A 2,240-nucleotide genomic window follows, 5' to 3' on the forward strand; every position below is an offset into this window, starting at 1 on the left:
CGTTACTCACTCTCGGTTCACGGCTGCGATCATACCCGGGCTGAGTTCGGTAGCTCCGACCGGCAGCGCCTTTACTGGAAGACTCAACAAGCAATCGAGCGTATGACTCAGCACGAATCCATTACCGGCATCAGTCACGACCGAGTGATGGTATTTCCTCAAGGCGTTTTTTCGGAAGCTGCCATGGATGTGCTAAGGCGTACGGGTCTTATCGCCTCGGTTAATAACGATGTTATCAGCGCTGATCCGCATCCTCGGGCCATCACAGTCTCCGATGTGTGGGACATCGCAGTCATGCGTTACAGCTTTGCGCTCTTTACCCGACGATATCCATGGGAGGGAATCGAAAATTTTGCCTTTGATGTTTTGTTAGGGAAACCTGCAATAGCAGTGATCCATCACGATTATTGCAGCGATCATTGCGCGCGCTTGGTCAACTTTATCCAGAGGTTAAATGCTCTCCACCGTGCACCGACCTGGCGCAACCTAGGTGAGGTAGTTCGGCGCAGCTGCCGTCAAAGGGAAGTCTCCCTGGGCGTTGTGGAAGTGGAGATGTATGGAACGGAGCTGCGTATTGAGAACCGTTCTGACCAGCCAAAACATTTCCTGATTAAAAGGCGCGATCACGAGGCCTCAGCCATACAGCGAATTTGCGCGGGCGCTCACGAGATTTCGTGGAAACCCGTAAACGGGCACATCGAGTTGGAAATCGAACTTAATCCCGGTGAGAACCAAGTGATCCAAATCAGATTTTACGATGCCGCTGAGAAAAGACGCAGCGGAGATAATCTGCCGTACAGATTGAAGGCGATGCTACGGCGATACCTTTGTGAGGTGCGTGATAACTACATTGTGCCCATGAGATTCAGGTTCACTGCCTACCGTTAAACCGTTGAAACGGCAATCGAACCAGTGTGAGAGCAGCGGCGAGGCAGAAAAGCCTGACATCGAACATTCAACGCTCGGTCAAGAGGAATTGAAATGGATCTAGCAAGGATGTCTGATCCGTTCGCGGCCAGGATCTCCGACGTTCTAACGGATTTCGCCAACTGGCTGGATGGCTATGGCGAAAAGTCCTGGGACTTTCAGAGCTTCTTCGCTGGACCGGTCGGCGGACGAGCCAAAGCACTCTATTACCGGCACAAACTCATGGGAACCGCCGCCGTAGCCCCGATGATTTTCTGTGAAGCATTCCTTCCGGCGGCGCGACGGCTGTTCCATCATCCGATGCGATTCCCGATTGCGGATGCTCATTATGCGATGGGGTTTGCTTTCCTGTACCAGGCGACCGGAGATTTCTCGCAACTGGAAAAGGCTATTCATTTTCTAACGGAACTTAAAAACTCGCGCTGCCGCGAGTTTAAAGAATATTGCTGGGGTTATCCATTCGACTGGGTCTGGCACGGTGGTACTACTAAGGGGCAAACACCGCTCATCACTACTACGCCTTACGTTTATGAAGCGTTTCTCCAGGTAACCGAGCTGCTCCAGTTAGAGCATAGAGGGCAGAGGACAGAGGGCGGAGGACAGAGCATCGAGGACGGAGCGGATTTGCTTGACGAGTACAAGCAAATCGTCGAATCAATCGCGCGGCACGCGGCAAACGATATCAAGGACTTCAGGACATCGAAGAACGCCAGCAGTTGTTCCTACACGCCTTTCAGTGAGGGGGGGGTTATTAATGCTGCTGCTTACCGCGCGTTCTTGCTGACGAGCGCCTCGCAAATTTTCAACGAAGAAGAGTATTGGTTAACTGCCGAACGGAACCTGAACTTTGTCCTCGATAACCAGAACCCGGACGGCTCGTGGTTTTACGCTGTCGACGGAGTACGAGATTTTGTTGATCACTATCATACGTGCTTCGTGATGAAAGCGCTGGCCAAGATTCACACCTTAACCGGGTATCCGGCATGTCTCGAAGCGCTTTCGAAAGGCGTTAAGTATTATCTTGAGAATCTCTTTGACGAGGACGGCCTCCCGAAACCCTTTTCCAAAGCACCACGCCTGACCGTTTACAAGCGTGAACTTTACGATTGCGCCGAGTGTATCAACCTCTGTTTGCTGCTTCGCGAGCGTTTCCCGCAACTAAAACCAACCTTGGAGAAGGTCGTCGCTCATATTTTGAATGTATGGGTCAAGCGCGATGGATCGTTCCGTTCCAGGAAACTACACTTGGGTTGGGACAACGTCCCGATGCATCGTTGGGGCCAGGCGCAGATGTTTCGCAGCCTAGCATTCTA

2 protein-coding genes are annotated in these 2,240 nt (G+C 52.1%); both read left to right on the forward strand.

Annotation, left to right across the window (positions count from 1 at the left end):
- Window positions 1–888: hypothetical protein (locus tag DMG62_23835; GenBank protein ID PYY20205.1), on the forward strand; the 888-nt coding region annotated here is incomplete at its 5' end.
- Between the two features lie 108 nt (window positions 889–996).
- Window positions 997–2,240 (forward strand): hypothetical protein (locus DMG62_23840; GenBank protein PYY20206.1); only part of this gene is annotated, 1,244 nt, incomplete at its 3' end.

The sequence above is a fragment of the Acidobacteriota bacterium genome (assembly GCA_003225175.1).
Taxonomy (GTDB): Bacteria; Acidobacteriota; Terriglobia; order Terriglobales; family Acidobacteriaceae; genus Gp1-AA112.